The organism is Streptomyces sp. NPDC020807 (genome assembly GCF_040641575.1).
In the GTDB taxonomy this organism is placed as follows: domain Bacteria; phylum Actinomycetota; class Actinomycetes; order Streptomycetales; family Streptomycetaceae; genus Streptomyces.
Genome location: NZ_JBFADU010000005.1, coordinates 128,593 through 146,402, shown reverse-complemented (window position 1 = coordinate 146,402; position 17,810 = coordinate 128,593). Strand labels below are relative to the sequence as shown.

Here is a 17,810-nt window from a genome sequence, read left to right as displayed (position 1 = left end):
CCACTCGGGGGCGGAACGGAGGTCGTCGTGACCGGTTCCGCGGGGCCCGCAGAGCCGTCGCCGTACGGTGCCCTCGTCGATCCCGGATTCGCCGCGCTGATCGCCGAGAACCGCTGGCTGCGCGACCGGCTGGCCCACCGCCACCTGCTCGACCTCGCCGCCGGCGTCCTCGCCGCCCAGATGCGGCTCTCCCCCGCCGACGCCGCCGACCACCTCACCGCCCTCGCCCACGCGACCGGCCTGACCGTGGGCGACCTCGCCGCGGACGTCGTCAACGGCGTCGCCGACGGAGACGGCGCCCTCCCCGTGAGCGACGCCGTCCGCTCCGTCCCCCATCCGGTCGAACAGCGGCTCGCCCGCCGCACCGCCGCTGAGGCGGAGGCCGGCTCCCCGGGTCACGAGGCGGCGCGGACCCTGCTGCGCGGCGGACTCGCCCCCTTCGGCGCGGACAGCCTCTGGCTCTGGCGGCGCGCCGACCACGGCAGCCTCGTCCTCGCCGGGCACGCCGGCGTGGGGGCCGCCGAGGCCGCCGCGTGGCAGTGGATCCCGCCCGCCACCCCCGAACCCCTCCGCTCGGCGCTCGCCGGCGACACGCCTGTCTGGCTGGAGAACGGCCCGGCCGTCGACGAGCCGCTCCCCGGGCCGACCCCGCGCGCCGCCCGCGCCCTGCTGCCGCTGCTCCGGCGCGGCAAGCCCGTCGGCCTCGCCCTCGTCGGCTGGCCGCGCCCGAGGACCCTGGACGCCTCCGTCCGACGGGCCCTCGTCGGCCTCCTGGAGGTCGCGAGCACCGTCCTCGACGTCGACGACCCCGCGCGGCCCGCCGCACCCGTCCTCGTCGACGTCCTCGACGCGCTCGCCCACCCGGCCATGCTGCTCCGCACCCGCGGAGCGGCCGGGGAACCGGCCGTGGAGCACCTCAACGACGAGGCCGTCGCCGAGCTCGGCAGCCGGTTCCACGAGGAGGGCCCCTCGCTCCTGCGGCTCTTCCCCCTCGTCCACACCGACCTCGCGCGCATGACCCGGCGGGCCGCCGCCACCGCCCGCGCCCAGCGCGCGGCGCGGCTCCCCGCCGTCGCCCGGGAGGGCGCCCCCGCCCCGCTGCTCGACGTGCGGGTGCTCGCGGCCGGCGACGACCGCGCGGTCGTGCTCTGGCACACCGCCACCGAGCCCGGCCTCGCCGCCGCCCGGGCCGCCGACCGGCTCCAGAGCGTGGCGATGTTCCAGGACAGCCTGTCCGGCGGCGACACCTTCTGGTCGGAGCAGGCGTACGGCGTCCTCGGTGTGGAGCGCGACCAGCCGCCCGTACCCCTCCTCGGCCTGCGCGGGCGCGTGCACCCCGACGACCGCGAGGCCTTCACCGAACTCCTGAGCACGCTCACCGTGCGGAGGGCGGGCGCCCAGACCGTCCTGCGGATCACCGTCCCCGGCGGGGCCGTCCGGCACGTGCGCGTGGCGGCCGAGCCCCTCATGACCGGCGAGACGGTCACCGGGATCGCCGGCGTCTACCAGGACGTCTCCGACAGCCGGCGTACCGAGGCCGTCCTCACGGCGACCTTCGACCACCTCACCGCCCTGCACCACCAGGCCGAGACCCGCCATCAGCTCGCCCTCCAGCTCCAGCGGGCGATCGTGCCCGAGGTCCCCGGGTTCCTCGAACTCCCCGGGGACCTCACGGTCGCCGTCCGCTACCGGCCGGCGACGGAGGAGTACCGCGTCGGCGGCGACTGGTACGACGTGCTCGCCCTGCCCAGCGGCAAGATCCTCGTCGCCGTCGGCGACATCGCCGGCCACGGCATCGACTCCGTCACCGGCATGGTCGCGCTCCGCAACGCCCAGCGGGCCCTGGCCTTCACCGGCGAGCCGCCCCGCCGCCTCATGGGCTGGCTCAACGAGGTGACCCTGCGGACCGGCGGCGGCACGACGGCCACGGCGGTCTGCGCGCTGTACGACCCCGAGGACCACGGCCTGCTGTGGACGAGCGCAGGACACCTGCCCATGATGCTGCTGCGCGACGGCCGCGCGCGGCTCCTCGACCCGCCGCAGGACGTCCTCCTGGGCGCGGTGCCCGGCTTCGCCTACCGGGAGCAGCGGATGGGGCTGCGCCCCGGGGACACGCTCCTGCTCTACACGGACGGGCTGGTCGAGCGCCGCCACGCCGGACTCGACGAGGGCCTCGACCGGTTCGCCGCCGAGGTGGAGCGGCTCGCGGACCGGGCGCCGGAACGACTCGTGGACGAGCTGCTGGCGACGGCCACGGGAGACACGGACGACGACACGAGCCTCGTCGCGGTACGGGTGGGGTGACCCGCCCCGGCCCCCGTACCACCGCCCGCCGGGTCGCCAGGTCGTCAGGTCGTCAGCCAGGACCGGATCTTCGCCGTGAGCTCCTCCTCGTCGACCGGCTTCGAGACGTAGTCGTCCGCGCCCGCGCGGAGCGCGTCGCCCCGGTCGTCCGGCATGGCCTTCGCGGTGACCACGATGACGGGCAGGGATCCGCGCCCCGGCAGCTTCCGGATGGCCTTGATGGCGGTGTATCCGTCCATGCCGCCCATCATGACGTCCATGAGGACGAGCCGGACCTCGTCGTGCGTGGCGAGCAGGTCGAGCCCGGCGAGGCCGCTGTCGGCCGTCAGGACGCGAAGCCCCTGGTCCTCGAGGACCTCGGTGAGGGCGAAGACGTTGCGTGAGTCGTCGTCGACCACCAGGACGGTCGCGCCGTCCAGGCCCGTGCCCGCGCCGCCGGCGTCGAGCGATCCGAGGGCGTCTCCATGAGACCGTCCGCGTCCGTGGTCGCCCTGCGCGCGGGAGAAGGGACGGGTGCCGACGGCGAGGGCGCCGCCCGTGGGCGCCTCGGCGAGCGGCCGGTGGACGGGCAGGTAGAAGGTGAAGGCGCTGCCCTCGCCCGGCGTGCTCTCGGCCTCGATGACGCCACCGAGCAGCGCGGCCACCTCCCGGCTGATGGAGAGACCGAGGCCGGTGCCGCCGTACCGCCGCGCCGAGGTCCCGTCACCCTGCTGGAAGGCTTCGAAGACGAGGCGCAGCTGCTCGGGCGGGATGCCGACGCCGGTGTCCGTCACCCGGAAGGCGAGCACGGGCCCGCCGTCGCGCAGACCGGCCGGCGTCCGCGCCGCGTCCGCCCGCTCGACGTCGAGGCTCACCCGGCCGGAGTCGGTGAACTTCAGGGCGTTGGAGAGGAGGTTGCGCAGGATCTGGCGGACCCGCGCCTCGTCGCTGTTGAGCTCCTCCGGCACGTCGTCCGCGAGCGAGACGGTGAACTCCAGCTGCCGTTCGTCGGCGACGGGCGCGAAGGTCGCCTCCAGGTACTCCATGAGCAGGCGCAGCGGGAACGGCTCGTGCCGGATGTCCATCTTCCCGGCCTCGACCTTCGACAGGTCGAGGATGTCGTTGATCAGCCGCAGCAGGTCCGACCCGGCCGAGTGGATGACCTCCGCGTAGTCGATCTGCTTGGCCGTCAGGTTCCCCTGCGGGTTCTGCGCGAGCAGCCGCGCCAGGATGAGCAGGCTGTTGAGCGGCGTGCGCAGCTCGTGGCTCATGTTGGCGAGGAACTCGGACTTGTACATCGAGTTCCGGGCCAGCTGCTGGGCCCGCGCCTCCAGCTCCTGCCGGGCCTGCTCGATGACCAGGTTCTTGGACTCGATGTCCTTGTTCCGCTGGGCGAGCAGCGCCGCCTGCTCCTGCAACTCGGCGTTGGAGCTCTGCAGTTCCTGTTGCCGGATCTGCAGCTCCTTCGACCGCGAACGCAGCTCGTCGGCCAGTTTCCGGTACTGGCCCAGGAGTTCGTCCGTTCGGAGGTTGGCGACCAGGGAGCTGAGGACGGCGCCCGCGGTCACGACGAAGCGGTCGAGGAACTCGCGTCGCAGCGGGGTGAAGGGGTGGAGCGAGGCGAACTCGACCGCGCCGAGGACCTGTTCCTCCACGACGATCGGCAGGATGATCAGCGTGCCGGGCTCTCCCGAGCCGACCCCGGAGGCGACCGTCGCGTACCCGGCGGGCACGTGCTCGATGACGAGGGCGCGCCGGTCGCGCGCGGCCTGGCCGACGAGCGACTGGCCGAGGCGGAAGCGGCGCGGTTCGGCGTCCGGGGCGTCGGGGGAGCCGTAGGCGGCGGTCATGACGAGTTCGACGCCGTGCTCGTCGTCGGAGGCCAGGAAGAAGGCGCCGTACTGGGCGCCGACCAGGGGCGGGATCTCGGCCATGATCAGCTCGGCGATCTCGGGGAGGCGCCGGGTGCTCTGGAGGAGGCCGGTGATGCGCGCCAGGTTGGTCTGGAGCCAGTCCTGCTCCTCGTTGGACCGGGTCGTGGCGCGCAGCGACTCGACCATCGCGTTGATGTTGTCGCGGAGGTAGCCGACCTCGCCGGGCGCGTCGGCGGTGATCGAGCGGGTCAGGTCGCCCTCGGCGACCGCGCTCGTGACCTCGGCGATGGCGCGGACCTGCCGGGTCAGGTTCCCGGCGAGTTCGTTGACGTTCTCCGTGAGCCGCTTCCACGTGCCGGAGACGCCCTCGACCTCCGCCTGGCCGCCGAGCTTGCCCTCGGTGCCGACCTCCCGGGCCACCCGGGTGACCTCGGCGGCGAAGGACGACAGCTGGTCGACCATCGTGTTGATGGTCGTCTTCAGTTCGAGGATCTCGCCCCGGGCCGAGACGTCGATCCGGCTCGTCAGGTCGCCCTGGGCGACCGCCGTGGTCACCTGGGCGATGTTCCGCACCTGGTTGGTGAGGTTGTCGGCCATCGAGTTCACGTTGTCGGTGAGGTCCTTCCACGTGCCGGAGACGCCGTGGACGGTGGCCTGGCCGCCGAGCTTGCCCTCGGTGCCCACCTCGCGGGCCACCCGGGTGACCTCCTCGGCGAAGGAGGAGAGCCGGTCGACCATCGTGTTGATGGTCTCCTTCAGCTCCAGGATCTCGCCGCGCGCGTCGACCCTGATCTTCCGCGTGAGGTCGCCGCCGGCGACGGCCGTCGCCACCTGGGCGATGGAGCGCACCTGGGAGGTCAGGTTGTCGGCCATCGTGTTCACGCCGGAGGTCAGCTCGCGCCAGACCCCCCGTGCCTTGGGCTCGCGGATCCGGCCGCCGAGCAGCCCCTGCCCGCCGACCTCGCCGGCCACGCGGGTCACCTCGGAGGTGACCAGCGACAGCTGTCCGACCATGTCGTTGTAGACCGCCGCGATCTCGGCCAGGATGCCGCCGCCGGCATCGGGGAGCCGGGCGGAGAGGTCCCCGTCCCGGACGGCCGTCAGCCCGGCGAGCAACTGCCGGAGGCCGTCCTCCCCGAGCTCCGCGTGCGGTGAGCCGTCGAAGGGGGCCGGTCTGCGCTCTGCCATCAAGACCTCGCAACCGCGCGATCGGGGGTACGGGCCGGGGCGGGAGCCGCCCCTCGGCGCTCCCGCGCCACCCTTCCACTGTAGGACGGACGCGGGCGGCGGGCTCAGCGCCGCTCGGCCCGGTCCACTCGCTCGGCGGCCGGTGCGGGCCCGTCGCCCGGTGCGGGCTCGTCGGCCGGTCCGGTTTCCTCGGGCGACAGCACCGTCACCTCGAACCACACGGTCTTGCCGTTCTTGCGGGGCACGCAGCCCCAGGCCGCCGCGAGCCGCTCCAGGAGGTAGAGACCGTGACCGGACGTGCGGCCCGGCCGGTGCGGGCCGTGCGGTTGGGGCCGTATCGGGCTCGCGTCGCTGACCCGCACCCACAGCCGGCCTTCGGCTCGGTCGAGGCACAGCTCGTACGGTCCGCCCCCGTGGGCGAAGGCGTTGGTGACGACTTCGGAGACCAGGAGGAGGGCGTCCTCGACGGGGGTCAGTCCGGGTGCTCCGGCCCCGCCGAACCACTCGCTGAGGGCCCTCTGGGTGTGGTCGCGGCATTCCCGTACGACCCCGGCGCCCCGCGTCAGCTCGTAGCGGCGGGTGCGGGAGGTCCCACGCTCTGCGTCCCTGCCGGTCATACACCGCCGGTGCCCTCTCAACGGGGTTCGAACCGTTTCCGGACGGGTCACGTCACGAAGGGCGGGTCGACGTCGCCGAGTGCCGCGCCGGGGTCCTCGTACACCCGGAAGACCCTCCGGGCCCCCGTGATCTCGAACATGCGGTCCACCGGAGGCCGGAGCCCGGCCAGGACGACGAGTCCGCCCTCGGCCATCATCCGCAGGCGGGCGCCGAGCAGCACGTTCAGGCCGGTCGAGTCGCAGAACCGCAGACCGGAGCAGTCGACCACGACCCGGACGGGCCCGCCTCGCTCCGAGAGCGCGGCCCGCAGAGGGGCCACGGTGTCGTGGTCGAGTTCCCCGTGCAGGGCCAGGACGACGGTCCCGGGACGATCCCCCGGCCCGGTCCGGACGACCAGACGCGGACTCGTCACTTCCGTGGGCTCGGTCATCGTGGCGCCGCCTCTCCTTCTCCCCTCGGGCAGCCGCTGCCCGGCCCCCGCCGCGCCATGCGCGCGGCGGCGCTTGAGTCCGGCGAGTCCGGGTACCCGTACTGCGCGAGAGGAGGCGAGCCCGTCATGACCGCCTTCGAACTGGTCCATGTGGCCCTGGCCGCCAACGGCGGGAGCCCGTACGCGGTGCCCCTGGAGAGCCCGGACCACGATCCCGTCGACCTGCCCGAGGGGGCGGTGCTCTCCGTGACCCTCGTCTTCCGTGTCATGGAGGACCTGGACGGACTGACCTTCGAGGAGAACCGCAGATACGACGGGGGCGTCGTCACCACGAGGAGCGCGCTCGGCGGGTTCCGCGCCGGAGGCCCCTACGAGCTCGTCCTGCCCGCCGAACGCCTCCCCGTCGGCCACGGGAGCCTGGGAACGTACGAGGTGACGGGCCGCTTCGTCGACGGCGACGGGCGCGAACACGCGCGGGAGCTCCACCGCTTCCGGATCGTCCCCCAGACGAACAAGGTGTAAAAAGGGGCAAACGGCGCGAGAGGGCTGGTGGGTCCATGCGGCACGAGCAACCGGTGGACGACGACGGGGGCGGGGACGCGGGCGGCGACGGCCCGCGCGAGCGGTTCACGGTGGAGGTCCGGCCCGTGCCGGGTGCCGACACCGACGTCCTCGTGCTCACCGGTGAGCTCGACCGGGACACCGTGGCCCCGCTGAACGCCGCCGTCGAGAAGTGCCTGGGCGTGCCCAGAACGGTCGTCGACTGCTCGGGCCTGCGATTCTGCGACTCCTCCGGCCTGAACGCGCTGCTCCGGGCCCGGCTGCGGAGCCTGGAGGCGGGCGGCCGCCTGGACCTCGCCGGGCTGCGCCCGCCGGTGAGCAGGATGTTCGACATCACGGGGGCCCGGCGCGTGTTCCGGATGTACGGGACGATGGGCGAGGCGCTCTCCGAGAGCGGGGGCGAGGGTGGAGGCGGGGAACAGGGTGGCCACGAGGGACACGGCGGACACGGGGGATCCGGAGGCGGCGGGGCCCGTGACGGAGAGCGCTGATGACGGGACGAGCCGTCCCGAGCAGGTTCGCAGGCTCGTCCTGCACGGTACCCGGGGCGTCGTCTCGCGCTGCCGGGACTTCACCGCCGAGGCGCTCGCCGACTGGGGCTGGATCCCCGGGGAGACGCCGGACGAGGGCGAGCGCGTCGAGGACGTCCTGCTGCTCGTCTCGGAGGTCGTCACCAACGCGTGCCTGCACGCGGGCGGCCCCGAGGAGCTGGTCCTGCGCCACCGGCCGGGACGGCTCCGGGTGGAGGTGGCCGACGCGAGCCCGGAACACCCCCGGCGGCGCGTCACGCGCTCGCCCGCCCTGCCCGGCGGGCACGGCCTGATGGTGTTCGACCGGCTGGCCGGGGAGTGGGGGAGCGAGGGCAAGGCGAACGGGGGCGTCGGCAAGGTGGTGTGGCTGGAGGTCAGCCGCCCCGGACGGCCTCCGTGGTCGCGTCCCGACCCTCAGGGGCGTCGCGACCCTCGGCGGCCCCGGGAGGACCGTCCTCCAGGAGACCCTGCCTGAGCTCGCCGAGGATCCTGCTCAGCAGACGCGACACGTGCATCTGCGACAGGCCGACCCGGAGGCCGATCTCCGTCTGCGTGAGCTCCTCGCCGAAGCGGAGCTCCAGGATCCGCCGGTCCCGCTCGTCGAGGCCGTCGAGCAGCGGCCGCAGCGCCGTCAGGGACTCGATCAGTTCGTACGCGGGCTCCGAGGCCGACAGCCGCCGGGCGGCGGCGCCGGGGGAGTCGTCGTCGTCCCCGGCGGGCGCGTCGAGTGACCGCGCCGCGTAACCGTGGGCGGCGAGCTGCCCCTCGGCGACCTCCTCCTCCGAGACCTGGAGGCGCTCGGCCAGCTCGGCCCGGGTCGGCCGCCGGCCGAGGCCCTGCTCCAGGGCGTCGGTGGCCTTCGCCAGCTCGATGCGGAGTTCCTGGAGGCGGCGCGGGACCCGTACGGCCCAGCTGGTGTCACGGAAGAACCGCTTCATCTCACCGACGATCGTCGGCAGGGCGAAGGCGGAGAAGTCGACCGCGCGGTCGGGGTCGTACCGGTTGATCGCCTTGATCAGGCCGATCGTGCCGACCTGGACGATGTCCTCGGTGGGTTCCGCGCGGTTCCTGAACCGGCGGGCGGCGAACTTGACCAGGCTCAGATTCAGCTCGACGAGGGTGTTGCGGACGTACGCGTACTCCGGTGTGCCCTCGTCGAGCTCGCGCAGCCGGCGCAGGAGCGCGACGGAGAGGGTGCGCGCGTCGTCGGTGGAGGCGGCGGTGGGGTGGACGGGTTCGGGGAGCCCGCCGAGCGCCGTGCGGCGCAGTGCGGTCCCCTGCGGGGCGGAGAGGTGCGTGGAGGTGGACATGGGGCGTCCTTCGACGGTGGCTGTGGGCCTGCCGCCACGGCCGGGAAGGGGTGCGGCGGGGGGTCCGTCGGTCGTCCGGAGGCTCGTGTGTCCGGAGTGCGGTGCGTGCTTGTCGAGCATCTGGGAAAAGGATGCCCGCTATCGGGTGGTTTGACACCGGATCCCGGGGCATGCGCTCCATGCGACCGGCGACCGCGCAGTGCGCGTCGGTCGCGCCAGGCCACATGGACCGCGAGGAGGTGCCGCGATGGAGGAGTCACGACTCTCCCCGCGCGAGCGACGCGTTCTGGCGGAGATCGAGGAGCAGCTCCGGGAGCAGGACGAGCCCCTCGCGCGCCGGCTCGGCGCCATGAAGCGGGGCCCCCTGCTCGGCGCGCCCTCCGCGGTCGATCTCCGGCGCAAGCTCCCCGGACTCGCTGTCGCCGCCCTCGGCGCGGCGACCCTCGCCCTGCTCGTCCTCGCGGTCGCCATCGGGACTCCCGTGCTGATCTGGGCGTTCGCGGCCGTCTGGGTCCTGACCCTGATCGGCCTCCTGCTGCTCGTCGTGCGCTGGTCACGGCGCTGGTCGGGCTCCCGTGCGAGGCCCCCGGAATCCCACCCCGCCGACTGAGAGAGGAACACCGCCATGCCCCGCGGATCCAGCCCCAAGAGGGAACGCCAGTACGAACACATCAAGGAGAGCGCGGAACAGCGCGGCGAGAGCCCGAAGCGCGCCAAGGAGATCGCCGCCCGCACGGTGAACAAGGAACGGGCGCGCGCCGGCGAGTCGAAGACCGCGAGCAAGTCCTCCACGCAGGACATGTCCTCCTCGAAGCGCGGGGGACAGCGCTCGCACAGCGGCTCCCAGGGCCCCACGTACGACCAGCTGTACGCCGAGGCCCAGCGCCGGAACCTGCACGGCCGCTCGCAGATGAACAAGGCCGAGCTGAAGAGGAAGCTCGGGCACTGACATGACGGCGCCGCTCACCCCCACGCGTACCGTCGGCCCCGGCAGCGACCTCGCGGAGGTCTTCGAGCTCGCCCAGCAGCTGCGGGTGGACTCCGTGCGCGCCAGCACCTCGGCCGGATCGGGCCACCCCACCTCCGGCCTCTCCGCCGCCGACCTCATGGCGGTCCTCATGACCCGCCATCTGCGGTACGCGTGGGACGACCCCGGCAACCCCGCCGCGGACCACCTCGTGTTCTCCAAGGGCCACGCCTCCCCGCTCCTCTACGCCATGTTCAAGGCGGCCGGGGCGATCGGCGACGACGAGCTCATGACGACGTACCGCCGCCACGGCCACCGGCTGCAGGGCCACCCCACCCCGGAGCTGCCCTGGGTGGACGTGGCCACCGGCTCGCTCGGCCAGGGCGTCGGCTACGGCGTCGGGATCGCACTCGCCACCCGCGACCTGCGGAAGTCGCCCGCGCGGGTGTGGGTGCTGTGCGGCGACGGCGAGACGACCGAGGGCTCCGTGTGGGAGGCACTGGACGCGGCCGGCCGCCACCGGCTCGCGAACTTCGTCGCCCTGATCGACGTCAACCGGCTCGGCCAGCGCGGCCCCACCGCACTGGAGTGGGACACCGAGACCTACGCCCGCCGCGCCGAGGCCTTCGGCTGCCGGGCGATCAGGGTCGACGGCCACGACCTCGCGGCCGTCGACCGGGCCCTCACCACCGCCGCCGACGGCCTGGCCCCCACCGTCGTGATCGCCAGGACCGTGAAGGGGCGGGGCGTGAGCGAGGTCGCCGACAAGAACGGCTGGCACGGCAAGCCGCTCCCCGAGGACATGGCCGAGCGCACGATCGCCGAGCTCGGCGGCCTCCGAGACCTGCGCGTGAGCGGTCCGGCGCCGCCCGACGCCCCCACCCGTCCCGTGCGGCCGGCCGGACCCGGGGGCCGGCCCGGAACCGTACGCCTGCCCCGGTACGAGCCCGGCGAGAGCGTCGCCACCCGGGCCGCCTTCGGCGCGGCCCTCGCGGCCCTCGGCGCGCGGACCGAGATCGTCGCCCTCGACGCCGAGGTCGGCAACTCCACGCACACCGAGGAGTTCGGCGAGGAGCACCCCGACCGGTACGTCCAGGCGTACATCGCCGAGCAGCAGATGATCGCCGACGCCGTCGGCATGGCGGTGTGCGGCTACCACCCCTTCGCCACGACCTTCGCCGCCTTCCTCACCCGCGCCCACGACTTCCTGCGCATGGCCGCCGTCTCCCGCATCACGATGGCCGTGTGCGGGACCCACAGCGGCGTCGAGATCGGCGCCGACGGCCCCTCCCAGATGGGTGTCGAGGACCTCGCCATGATGCGGGCCGTCCTCGGCTCCACGGTCCTCTACCCCTCCGACGCCACCTCCGCCGCCGCGCTGACGGCGGCCATGGCCGACCTCGACGGCATCAGCTACCTGCGGACCACCCGGGGCGCCTACCCGGTCCTGTACGGCCACGGGGAGACGTTCCCGGTGGGCGGCTCCAAGACCCTCCGCCGGACCGACGACGACCGGGTGACCCTGGTCGGCGCCGGCGTCACCCTCCACGAATGTCTGGCCGCCGCCGACGCCCTGGCGGCCGAGGGGATGTCCGCCCGGGTCCTCGACCTGTACTCCGTCAAGCCCGTCGACGGCGGGACGCTGCTCCGCGCCGCCCGGGAGACGGGCGCGCTCGTCGTCGCGGAGGACCACCACCCCGAGGGCGGGATCGGCGAGGCCGTCCTGTCGGCGCTCGTGGGAAAGGGCGTCTGCCCGGCCTTCGCCCACCTGGCGGTCACCGGACTGCCGGACTCGGGGACGACCGGGGAACTTCTCGACGCCGCGGGCGTCTCCCGCACGCACATCGCCCGGGCCGCCCGCCGACTGGCGTCGGGGAACGGACCGACGCCACGCAGCACACAAGCGTCACCCACGGAACAAGGAGACGAGTCATGAGCAGAGTCGAGCAGACCATCGACGTGGACGTGCCGCTGCGTCGGGCGTACAACCAGTGGACCCAGTTCGAGGAGTTCCCGAACTTCATGGAAGGAGTCGAGGACGTCAGGCAGCTCGACGACCGGCACTGTCACTGGCGGACCCGGATCGCCGGAGTCGAGAGCGAGTTCGACACCGAGATCATCGACCAGCTCCCCGACGAGCGCGTCTCCTGGCGCACCGTCGACGGGGACGTCCGGCAGAAGGGCGTCGTCAGCTTCACGCAGATCGACGACCAGCACACCCGCGTCCGGCTGGCGATGGACGTCGAGCCCGACGGGATGGCGCAGAAGCTCGCGGGCGCGCTCGGCATGCTGGACCGCCGCGTCAAGGGCGACCTGAGGCGTTTCAAGGGCTTCATCGAGGAGCGGGGAGAGGAGACCGGGGGCTGGCGCGGCCGGATCCGCCCCGGTGACGCCGTCGACCCCGACGCCGGCATGGACGCCCCGCCCCGGGGCGGGGCCATGGAGGAGCCGCGCTCGTACCCGTCGCGGGAGGAGCGCCGGATGACGGACCCGGAGATGGAGGGCGACCGCGCGATCGACCCCGTGACGGGCGAGCGCCCGATGCGGGGCACGATGCCCGGGGACACCTCGCCGGGCGAAGGCCCCATGGGCGACGGCTCGATGGGACACCGTTCCACGGGTGAGGGCGCGACGGGACGCGGCTCGACGGGGGAGGACGGGCCCATGCGGGACGCGTCGACGGGCCGGCGGCCCGCCAGCGACCTGCCGATGAGCGACGGCCCGCTGAGCGACACCCCCGCGGACGAGGGCCCCGGCCCGGTCCGGCGCGTCGAGACACGGGACCTGCCCCCCGAGGCCCCGGAGTCCTGGCCGCAGCCGTCCGAACCCGACGACCGGCCGCCGACCCCGCGCGAGCGCTGAGGAGGATCCCCGGACATGGACCGAGCCGCGCTGTTCGACGTCGACGGCACCCTCGTCGACTCCAACCACCTGCACGTCGTGGCCTGGTGGGAGGCCCTGCGCCAGGGCGGCCGCACCGTGCCCGCCCACGCGGTGCACCGCGCGCTCGGCCTGCCCGGGGAACGCCTCCTCGCCCACCTCCTGGGCGAGGACCACGACACGGCGGACGACGACCGGCTCTCCGCCGCCCACGACACCCTCTACGGGGCGTACTTCGAACGGCTCCGCGCCTTCGACGGCGCCGCCGACCTGCTCCGCACCCTCGCCGACGACGGCTGGGCGGTGGTCCTCGTGACCTCCGCCAAGGACCGCGAACTGGACGCCCTTCGCGGGGCCATCGACGCGGACGAGGCCATCGCGGCCACCGCCACCTCCGACGACGTCGAGGAGGGCAAACCCGCCCCCGACCCGATCGAGCACGCGCTCGGGCTCGTCGACGTGCCGCCCGGGCGCGCCGTCTTCGTCGGCGACAGCGTGTGGGACATGCGGGCCGCCCGCCACGCGGGCGTGCGCCCCGTCGCCCTGCTGTGCGGCGGCATCCCGCGCGCCGAGCTGACCGGGGAGGGCGCGGCCGCCGTCTACGACGACCCGGCCGACCTCCTCGCGCACCTGGACACCAGCCCCTTCAAGAGCGCGTGAACCGCTGGCCCCCGCCCCCGCCGGTGGCGGCGCGCCAGTACGCCACAAGGGCCATCGCCTCGCGTGTCGGAGCGGTGGGCGGGGGGGGGCGTGGCCGCCTGACGCGGCAGGGTCACCCCATGCGTGCGATCACGACCGGCCTCCTCCTCGGCGCCCTGTGCCTCGGCCTGACCGGCTGCGCCGGCGTCGGCGAACGGACCGGCGCCGCCCGGCGCGCGGCCGTCGCCTTCGAGCAGGCCGTGAGCGCCTCGGACGCGCGCCGGGCGTGCGCGGCGCTCGCGCCCGGCACCCGCGAGGAGCTGGAGGGCGACGGCCCCTGCCCCGTCGTCCTCGCCGGCCTCGACCTCCCCGCCGACGCGGGCGCGCCGTTGCGCGCCGAGGTGTTCGGGGACCAGGCGCGGGTGGAGTTCGAGGACGACCTGGTCTTCCTCGCCTCCTTCCCCGACGGCTGGAAGGTCACGGCGGCCGGCTGCACGCCACGGCCGGAACGTCCCGCGGACTGCGAAGTGGAGGGGTCCTGAGATGCGGACCGTGTTCGTCTCCTGTCTCGTGCTGATCGCGGCGGGGCTGGCCCTCGCCTTCGCGGTCGGTCTGGAGCGCCGATGAGCGGTCCGGCGCGGTTCCTCCGCGACAACGGCCTCAGCCTCGTCTTCGGCGCCGGCTTCCTGCTCTCGCTCGTCGGTCAGGCCGTCGCCGGGTGCGCGGAGCTCAACACCGTCCTCACGTCCGCGAGCCTGGCGCCCGTCGGCTGCGCCGACTACGTCCTGACCTCGGACTACCTGGTCGACGTCACCGAGAACTGGCAGTCGGAGTTCCTCCAGTTCTTCCTGTTCGTCTCCGCCACCGTCTGGCTCGTGCAGCGCGGCTCGCCCGAGTCGAAGCCGCTCGACAGGATCGGGCGGGAGTCGGACGAGGAGCAGAAGACCGGCGCGTACGCGCGGCCGGACTCGCCCGTCTCCGCCTCCGCGGGAGGTCTCCGCCAGGGCCTCTACTCGAACTCCCTCGGCATCGTCATGGGCCTCGTCTTCGTGCTGTCCTGGCTGGCCCAGTCCGTCACCGGCCGGGTCACCTTCAACGAGGACCAGCTGCGCGAGTACCAGGAACCGGTCGACTGGGTCACGTACGTCACCTCCGCCGAGTTCTGGAACCGGACCCTCCAGAACTGGCAGTCCGAACTCCTCGCCGTCGCCTCGATGGTGGTCCTCTCCGTCTACCTCCGGCAGCGAGGCTCCCCCGAGTCGAAACCGGTCGGCGCCGCGCACACCTCGACCGGCGTGGAGGGCTGAACGAGCACGCCGGAGCGTCATCCCCTCCGTTCCGGGTAGTCGCCTCTCGGCCGAGAGGAGCACGTCATGCGCGCGACGACCGGAACCTCGTACTGGATGGACTCGGCGCCGCCCCGCCACGACCTCCCACCCCTGGAGGACGACCTCTCCGCGGACGTGGTCGTGGTCGGCGCCGGGATCGTCGGCCTCTGCACCGCGCGCGAACTGAACCGCGCCGGACGCGAGGTCGTGGTCCTGGAGGCCGGTCGGATCGCGGGCGGGGTGACCGGGCACACCACCGGGAAGCTGACCTCCCTCCACGGGCTCCGCTACACCGAGCTGCGCGCCCGGCACGGCGACGAGGGGGCGCGGCTCTACGCGGACGCGCAGGAGGGCGCGCTGAGGGAGGTGACCAGGCTCTGCGCGGACCTGGGGATCGACGCCCAGCTGGAGGGCCGGGCGGCGTTCACGTACACCCTCGACGAGGGACGCGTGGAGCACATCCGGACGGAGGCGGCCGCCGCCTCCGCTGCCGGGCTGCGGGCCGAGGTCGTGACCGGGACGGGGCTGCCGTACCCGGTCGTCGCGGCCGTACGGCTCCGGGACCAGCTCCAGTTCCACCCCCGCCGCTTCCTGCTCGGGATCGCGGACGACCTCGTCGCGCACGGCGTCCGGCTGTACGAGCGCACGCGCGTGACCGACCTCGACGAAGGCGCCGACTGCCGGCTCACCCTGGAGAGCGGGGCCACCGTCCGCGCGCGCGACGTCGTCCTCGCGACCCAGTTCCCGGTGCGCTGCCACACCAGCCTGCTCCTGCGGCTCTCCCTCCACCGCGAGCTGGTCGTCGCCGCCCCGGTCGCCGAACGGCACGCCCCCGACGGCATGTACGTGACCCACGAGGGGGGCACCCGCTCCGTGCGGACGGCCCCGCTCGACGAGGGACGGCGGCTGCTGATCGTGGCGGGCGAGTCCTTCGAACCCGGCTCCGACGGCGTCGGCGAGCGGCTGGCACGCCTGGAGAGCTGGGCCCACGCCCACCTCCCCGGCTTCGCCGGGGCCCCGTCCTTCCACCGCTGGGCGGCCGAGGACGTGCACACGGCCGACGGGCTGCCGTGCATCGGCCACGAGCACCCCGACACCGAGCACGTCTACGTCGCCACCGGCTTCGGCGGCTGGGGACTCAGCAACGGCGTCGCCGCCGCCCGACTCCTCGCCGCCCACCTCACGGGTGCGCCGCGCCCGGCCTGGACGGAGCTGGTCGACCCGCGCCGCAGGCTGCCCCTGCGCGAGGTGCCCGGGGTCGCACGGCGCCAGGCGACCGTGGCCCGCCACTACCTGGCGGGCCGTCGTGACGGCCGCCGGTGCACGCACATGGGCTGCGAGCTGGGCTTCAACGAGGCCGAGCGGACTTGGGAGTGCCCCTGCCACGGCTCGCGCTTCGCCGAGGACGGCTCGGTCCTCCAGGGGCCGGCCACGCGCCCGCTGGAGGACTGAACCCCCTGCTCGTCGTCCTTCCTACCGCGCGAGGGCGGCCACGCCGGCCTGGGCGAACTTCTCGTCCAGGTCGCCGGAGGGGGCGCCCGCGACGCCGATGCCCGCCGAGGAGGAGGGTGCCGGGGATGTCCTTGAGGGTCGGCGCGTTGGCGAGGCGCTTCACCAGTTCGGAGGTGGGGGCGTTCCAGGAGACGGCCGTGTACGCCTTCTTCACCGCCGACTCGTAGGACTGCGGGCCGGCGCCGTCGCCGCGCAGGGTGACGACGGTGTTGCCGTTGCGGTCGACGACGGCGACGGAGACGCGCTGGTTCTCCTTCTCGGCGGCGTCGAGGGTGGCCTGCGCGGCCTTCGGGCTGTGCTCGGCGCCCCCGGCGGACGACACGGGGGTCAACCGATCGGTCGATATGGAACGAGATATTCCCGTTAGTCTGATCTTGGGAAGACGGCCGGCGGCGAGGAGCGAACGGTGCTGATGGACAGGCGGTCGCCGGTCGACGACGAGACCGGCGACGAGCACGTGCTCGACGCGCAGGCGAGCGAAGGGGAGGCCGCCGACCCCGACCCCGACCTCGGCTGGCTCGGAGTCGTCATGCACGTGGCCTTCTTCGTGCTGCTCTGCTCGTCCCTGACCCGCTACCTGATCGTCCACCCCCACGCCCCAGGCACCCCCTGGGTGATCGCCCTCGCCGCCGCCCTCGCCACCCTGTACGTCGTCGGCCCGATCTTCGGCCCCCGCCCCGGCGGCACCCGCGCCACGGCCTTCCTCTGGCTCGCCGCCGTCGTCGGCGTCTGGTTCGCCCTGGTCGTCCTCGCGCCCAGCTTCGGCTGGTGCGCGGTGCCGCTCTACTACACGAGCCTGCGCTCCCTGCCCGCCCGGTACGCGCTCGTCCTCGTCGCCCTCATGACCGCCGCGGTCGTCGGCGCCTCCGTGAAGCTGCGGATGGGCTACGGCTTCGACCCGAACCTGATCTTCGCCCCGCCCGCCGGCGCCGCCGTCGCCACCGCCGTCTTCATCTACTCCCAGCGCCAGGCCGAGCGGCTCCGCACCGTCATCACCGACCTCGTCCGCACCCGCAGGGAACTCGCCGCGACCGAGCGCCGCGAGGGCACGCTCGCCGAGCGCCAGCGCCTCTCCATGGAGATCCACGACACCCTCGCCCAAGGCCTGTCCAGCCAGCAGATGCTGCTTCAGGCCGCCGAGCGCCTCTGGGAGACCGACCCGGAGAGCGCCCGCCGCCACATCCGTACCGCCGAGTCCATCGCCGAACACAACCTCGCCGAGGCCCGCCGCTTCGTCCACGCCCTCGCCCCCGCGGACCTCGCCGGCGGCGGAGGGCTCGACGAGGCCCTCCGTACCCTCGCGGCGCGCGAGACCTCCGGCACCCTCCAGGTCCGCTTCCACGAGGACGGCACTCCGGCCGCCCCGCTGCCCGACCGGGTCCAGGCCGCACTGGTCCGCATCGCGCAGGGCGCCCTCGCCAACATCCGCGAGCACGCCGACGCGACCACCGCCGCCCTCACCCTCAGCCACCTCGACGACCAGGTCGTCCTGGACATCGCCGACGACGGCCGCGGCTTCGACCCCGCCGAGAGGCCGGGAGGCCTGCGCGGCCACGGCCTCCCCGCCATGCGCGCCCGCGTCCAGCAGCTCGGCGGCACGCTCACCATCGAGTCGGCACCCGGCGAGGGCACCGTCCTGACCGCCGCCGTCCCCCTCACCCCGGAGACGTGAAAACACGCGTGCGACGGT

Annotated in this window: 16 protein-coding genes and 2 pseudogenes; 13 read left to right on the top strand and 5 right to left on the bottom strand. The window is 74.1% G+C overall.

Annotation, left to right across the window (positions count from 1 at the left end):
- Window positions 1-27 precede the first annotated feature (27 nt).
- The gene (locus tag AB0G79_RS10775; protein WP_360803498.1) at window positions 28-2,304 is read left to right on the top strand and encodes a SpoIIE family protein phosphatase; all 2,277 of its coding nucleotides are present in this window, start codon (window positions 28-30) and stop codon (window positions 2,302-2,304) included.
- Window positions 2,305-2,348: 44 nt separating this feature from the next.
- Here the strand turns inward: AB0G79_RS10775 and AB0G79_RS10770 are convergent, their stop codons facing one another.
- The 3 genes from AB0G79_RS10770 to AB0G79_RS10760 all read right to left on the bottom strand — a co-directional run bounded on the left by AB0G79_RS10770 (window position 2,349) and on the right by AB0G79_RS10760 (window position 6,393).
- Window positions 2,349-5,345 carry a HAMP domain-containing protein gene (locus AB0G79_RS10770; protein WP_360803495.1) on the bottom strand — a complete coding sequence of 999 codons (2,997 nt, stop codon included), beginning with the start codon at window positions 5,343-5,345 and terminating at the stop codon, window positions 2,349-2,351.
- Window positions 5,346-5,449: 104 nt separating this feature from the next.
- Window positions 5,450-5,962, bottom strand: a complete 513-nt coding sequence (locus AB0G79_RS10765) for an ATP-binding protein (protein WP_360803492.1) — start codon at window positions 5,960-5,962, stop codon at window positions 5,450-5,452.
- Between the two features lie 47 nt (window positions 5,963-6,009).
- Window positions 6,010-6,393: an STAS domain-containing protein gene (locus tag AB0G79_RS10760; protein ID WP_360803489.1), complete on the bottom strand. Its 384-nt coding sequence runs from the start codon at window positions 6,391-6,393 to the stop codon at window positions 6,010-6,012.
- Between the two features lie 126 nt (window positions 6,394-6,519).
- Here AB0G79_RS10760 and AB0G79_RS10755 point away from each other — a divergent pair, with 126 nt between their 5' ends.
- Genes AB0G79_RS10755 through AB0G79_RS10745 form a run of 3 tightly spaced genes read left to right on the top strand, consistent with a single transcriptional unit; the run spans window position 6,520 to window position 7,959 of the window.
- On the top strand, window positions 6,520-6,915 hold the full coding sequence (locus AB0G79_RS10755) for a hypothetical protein (RefSeq protein ID WP_360803486.1): 396 nt from the start codon (window positions 6,520-6,522) through the stop codon (window positions 6,913-6,915).
- 35 nt (window positions 6,916-6,950) lie between these two features.
- Window positions 6,951-7,445, top strand: a complete 495-nt coding sequence (locus AB0G79_RS10750; protein ID WP_360803483.1) for an STAS domain-containing protein — start codon at window positions 6,951-6,953, stop codon at window positions 7,443-7,445.
- Entirely contained in the window at window positions 7,429-7,959 is a 531-nt protein-coding gene (locus tag AB0G79_RS10745; RefSeq protein ID WP_360803480.1) for an ATP-binding protein, read from the top strand. Before AB0G79_RS10750 ends, AB0G79_RS10745 begins: the two co-directional genes overlap by 17 nt.
- Here AB0G79_RS10745 and AB0G79_RS10740 read toward each other — a convergent pair.
- Entirely contained in the window at window positions 7,859-8,794 is a 936-nt protein-coding gene (locus tag AB0G79_RS10740) for a SigB/SigF/SigG family RNA polymerase sigma factor (protein WP_360803477.1), read from the bottom strand. The genes AB0G79_RS10745 and AB0G79_RS10740 overlap by 101 nt on opposite strands.
- Before the next feature lie 247 nt (window positions 8,795-9,041).
- Between AB0G79_RS10740 and AB0G79_RS10735 the strand changes: the two genes are divergently transcribed.
- From AB0G79_RS10735 to AB0G79_RS10700, 8 genes and pseudogenes are all read left to right on the top strand, one after another.
- A complete protein-coding gene (locus AB0G79_RS10735) occupies window positions 9,042-9,404 on the top strand; it encodes a DUF3040 domain-containing protein (protein ID WP_360803474.1) in 363 nt (120 codons plus the stop codon).
- Window positions 9,405-9,419: 15 nt separating this feature from the next.
- Window positions 9,420-9,743 carry a plasmid stabilization protein gene (locus tag AB0G79_RS10730; RefSeq protein ID WP_360803471.1) on the top strand — a complete coding sequence of 108 codons (324 nt, stop codon included), beginning with the start codon at window positions 9,420-9,422 and terminating at the stop codon, window positions 9,741-9,743.
- A gap of 1 nt (window position 9,744) precedes the next feature.
- Window positions 9,745-11,697 carry a transketolase gene (locus AB0G79_RS10725; RefSeq protein WP_360803468.1) on the top strand — a complete coding sequence of 651 codons (1,953 nt, stop codon included), beginning with the start codon at window positions 9,745-9,747 and terminating at the stop codon, window positions 11,695-11,697.
- Window positions 11,694-12,155, top strand: a pseudogene (locus AB0G79_RS10720) (SRPBCC family protein); the annotation flags it as partial. The gene AB0G79_RS10725 and the pseudogene AB0G79_RS10720, both read left to right, overlap by 4 nt.
- A gap of 483 nt (window positions 12,156-12,638) precedes the next feature.
- Window positions 12,639-13,301: an HAD family hydrolase gene (locus AB0G79_RS10715; RefSeq protein ID WP_360803465.1), complete on the top strand. Its 663-nt coding sequence runs from the start codon at window positions 12,639-12,641 to the stop codon at window positions 13,299-13,301.
- Window positions 13,302-13,420: 119 nt separating this feature from the next.
- Window positions 13,421-13,822 (top strand): hypothetical protein, encoded by a 402-nt coding sequence (locus tag AB0G79_RS10710; protein WP_360803462.1) that lies wholly within the window; start codon window positions 13,421-13,423, stop codon window positions 13,820-13,822.
- Between the two features lie 81 nt (window positions 13,823-13,903).
- Window positions 13,904-14,587, top strand: coding sequence for a DUF6766 family protein (locus tag AB0G79_RS10705; RefSeq protein ID WP_360803460.1), 684 nt, complete (start codon window positions 13,904-13,906; stop codon window positions 14,585-14,587).
- Between the two features lie 66 nt (window positions 14,588-14,653).
- Window positions 14,654-16,060: an FAD-dependent oxidoreductase gene (locus tag AB0G79_RS10700; protein WP_360803458.1), complete on the top strand. Its 1,407-nt coding sequence runs from the start codon at window positions 14,654-14,656 to the stop codon at window positions 16,058-16,060.
- Window positions 16,061-16,081: 21 nt separating this feature from the next.
- Here the strand turns inward: AB0G79_RS10700 and AB0G79_RS10695 are convergent.
- Window positions 16,082-16,409 (bottom strand): annotated as a pseudogene (locus AB0G79_RS10695) (heme-binding protein); the annotation flags it as partial.
- 240 nt (window positions 16,410-16,649) lie between these two features.
- Here AB0G79_RS10695 and AB0G79_RS10690 point away from each other — a divergent pair.
- A complete protein-coding gene (locus AB0G79_RS10690; RefSeq protein ID WP_360804284.1) occupies window positions 16,650-17,792 on the top strand; it encodes a sensor histidine kinase in 1,143 nt (380 codons plus the stop codon).
- Window positions 17,793-17,810: the final 18 nt, after the last annotated feature.

Excerpts from the sequence above, each read along its gene's own strand:
- AB0G79_RS10730 (WP_360803471.1), top strand. The coding sequence starts at position 9,420 with ATGCCCCGCGGATCCAGCCCCAAGAGGGAACGCCAGTACGAACACATC.
- AB0G79_RS10740 (WP_360803477.1), bottom strand. The coding sequence starts at position 8,794 with ATGTCCACCTCCACGCACCTCTCCGCCCCGCAGGGGACCGCACTGCGC.
- AB0G79_RS10705 (WP_360803460.1), top strand. The coding sequence starts at position 13,904 with ATGAGCGGTCCGGCGCGGTTCCTCCGCGACAACGGCCTCAGCCTCGTC.
- AB0G79_RS10755 (WP_360803486.1), top strand. The coding sequence starts at position 6,520 with ATGACCGCCTTCGAACTGGTCCATGTGGCCCTGGCCGCCAACGGCGGG.
- AB0G79_RS10750 (WP_360803483.1), top strand. The coding sequence starts at position 6,951 with ATGCGGCACGAGCAACCGGTGGACGACGACGGGGGCGGGGACGCGGGC.
- AB0G79_RS10690 (WP_360804284.1), top strand. The coding sequence starts at position 16,650 with ATGCACGTGGCCTTCTTCGTGCTGCTCTGCTCGTCCCTGACCCGCTAC.
- AB0G79_RS10735 (WP_360803474.1), top strand. The coding sequence starts at position 9,042 with ATGGAGGAGTCACGACTCTCCCCGCGCGAGCGACGCGTTCTGGCGGAG.
- AB0G79_RS10715 (WP_360803465.1), top strand. The coding sequence starts at position 12,639 with ATGGACCGAGCCGCGCTGTTCGACGTCGACGGCACCCTCGTCGACTCC.
- AB0G79_RS10760 (WP_360803489.1), bottom strand. The coding sequence starts at position 6,393 with ATGACCGAGCCCACGGAAGTGACGAGTCCGCGTCTGGTCGTCCGGACC.
- AB0G79_RS10765 (WP_360803492.1), bottom strand. The coding sequence starts at position 5,962 with ATGACCGGCAGGGACGCAGAGCGTGGGACCTCCCGCACCCGCCGCTAC.
- AB0G79_RS10770 (WP_360803495.1), bottom strand. The coding sequence starts at position 5,345 with ATGGCAGAGCGCAGACCGGCCCCCTTCGACGGCTCACCGCACGCGGAG.
- AB0G79_RS10700 (WP_360803458.1), top strand. The coding sequence starts at position 14,654 with ATGCGCGCGACGACCGGAACCTCGTACTGGATGGACTCGGCGCCGCCC.
- AB0G79_RS10725 (WP_360803468.1), top strand. The coding sequence starts at position 9,745 with ATGACGGCGCCGCTCACCCCCACGCGTACCGTCGGCCCCGGCAGCGAC.
- AB0G79_RS10710 (WP_360803462.1), top strand. The coding sequence starts at position 13,421 with ATGCGTGCGATCACGACCGGCCTCCTCCTCGGCGCCCTGTGCCTCGGC.